The following is a 1,944-nucleotide window of genomic DNA, read 5'->3' as shown; positions in this document are numbered from 1 at the left end:
TGCAACAGCGCCTCGATATCGGCGCGTACGGCGTCCAGCTCTTGCACGGCCTTTGCGACTGTTGGGCGCTTGCGATCTGCAAAATGGGGCGGCTGGCCCGAAAGCCCCAGTTCTTCGTAAGCTGCGCGCTGCATGACACGGGTCTTGATCCGTGGCAGCCGCAGGCGAACGATTTCAAGCGTCGAATAGAGTTGGCCTGATGAGGACAGCGTGGGCACCCGGTTGAGCAACAGCCGGTAAAGCGGTTCGCGGCCGAATGCTTGGTAGACCGAGGTGATATGGTGTGCGACGCGAGACGCTTCGAATATGTCGGCCTCGGTCGGTGAGGCAGGGATGAGCGTCAGATGAGCCCTCGCGACGGCGACAGTCAGTGCGCGCTCGTAGGTGCCAGCCACGTCGATGAGGATTACGTCCGGGTTCGATGTGGCGGCCAGTTCAGCGAGATGCTCGGTCAATCCTGCTGGGTCTGGTGCTGTGACCGTAATGCCGTCAGGCCGTCGTGCCGTATCAGAAAACCATCGTGAGACGGTTCGATTGTTATCGAGATCGACAATGTGGACTTTGTCCCCATCGGCTGCCCAGACACCGGCAAGACAACCAGTGATCGTAGATTTTCCGACGCCACCTTTGGAGGAAGCGAGAGTAATAATCATGAAGTATCCTTTTCGGGCGAAACGCCCGCAGTGACGGCAAGCTGGCTCTACGGCAATTCGCAGAGCCGTCATGACAGCGTACTGTCGTGACGCCTGAAGTCCAGAACGATTCGCGGGCGAAAGAGCAATGATCTATTTCAGATTCAAGGCCGTCCGAATGGCTGGAATTCGGCTTGGGGTTGCAGGCCGCTGACAGTTATGTAAATCGCCGGACTTAGGCATAAGTATCTTGACAATCTCCATGTAACCTTTGTGGGCAGCTAGGTCCACAGCGAGGTAATTAGACTGGCTCTTGAGATTACAGCTGGCACCGTTGTCGACTAGCAGCTTTACAATCGCGAGACGGTCATTGCGAGCAGCCCAGAACAGCGCGGTTTCGCCATACTTGTCCTGGACATCGAGCGCCGCACCTTTGTTGATCAGCAGCTTTGCAAGCGCGGGATTGCGATAACGGGCTGCTATGTGCAGCGGGGTGATGCCAAGACTGTTCTGGACATTGAGATAGACATTATGTTTGAGAAGAAAGTTGACCACCCCTGTATTGCGCGTGCTGAGAGCAATGTGCAGGGCGGTGTTGCCGAGCGTGTCCGAGGCATCAGGACTGGCTCCGGCATCAATAAGATGTTTTACAGCACGCAAATTGCAACCAGAAATCGCTTCAGTCAGAAGCTTTTGGAATTGATCTGGGGAGTTATTCCCGAGTGTAGCAAGCTCACCTGCAAGGCTAAAAGTATTTAATGTCATATGTAACACCGAAATAATTCAACATGGAATCTTCTTAGCACGGAACATAACTAAAGAAAAATTCATTTATAGGCAATGACTGCATTCAAACGCACTGCATTCAAACGCACTGCATTCATGCATTAATTTGAAAACCGAACCGATGTTAAATAAGTTAAATATGGTTAGATAAGTTAAGGCTGTGGAGAACAGCTGCAATCCATTGAATCAATTGCGCAGTTCGGTTTGTATGGTCGCTCAATGTGCGAAATGCGGTCGGCAAACGTGCGAAACGCGGTCGGTCAATGTGCGAAGTGCGGTCGCTGGAGGTGCGAAGTTGGTCGGCGATAGTGCGTTTTGGTTGAAGTGCAGAAATGTTGCACATTTCAACAGCTTTGAGTTGGGCGGTCGGTGATAGTGCGAATCATTTGTCAAAGCCATTTGGCTATGGCGACATGGGTTTGTGACGATCCATCTGCTTCCTGAGCGCCATCCGGTGCGCGACTTCTTTGTGCTTGGCACCCTCGACATGGCGCCACGTAGCGATATGGCGAGCATGGAGCATCCC

2 protein-coding genes are annotated in these 1,944 nt (G+C 52.9%); both read right to left on the bottom strand.

Going from position 1 to position 1,944, the window contains the following annotated elements; all coding sequences use genetic code 11:
- Positions 1-653, bottom strand: a 653-nt coding sequence (locus ACEW72_RS01315) for a ParA family protein (RefSeq protein ID WP_373474575.1), incomplete at its 3' end; no start/stop codon positions are given.
- A 132-nt stretch (positions 654-785) separates the two neighbouring features.
- Positions 786-1,397 carry an ankyrin repeat domain-containing protein gene (locus ACEW72_RS01310; RefSeq protein WP_373474574.1) on the bottom strand — a complete coding sequence of 204 codons (612 nt, stop codon included), beginning with the start codon at positions 1,395-1,397 and terminating at the stop codon, positions 786-788.
- Positions 1,398-1,944: the final 547 nt, after the last annotated feature.

The organism is Sphingorhabdus sp., from assembly GCF_041737645.1.
In the GTDB taxonomy this organism is placed as follows: Bacteria; Pseudomonadota; Alphaproteobacteria; order Sphingomonadales; family Sphingomonadaceae; genus Sphingorhabdus_B.
Note: the sequence above shows the minus strand (reverse complement) of the source record. Positions and strands in the feature narration are given on the sequence as shown.

Excerpts from the sequence above, each read along its gene's own strand:
- ACEW72_RS01310 (WP_373474574.1), bottom strand. The coding sequence starts at position 1,397 with ATGACATTAAATACTTTTAGCCTTGCAGGTGAGCTTGCTACACTCGGG.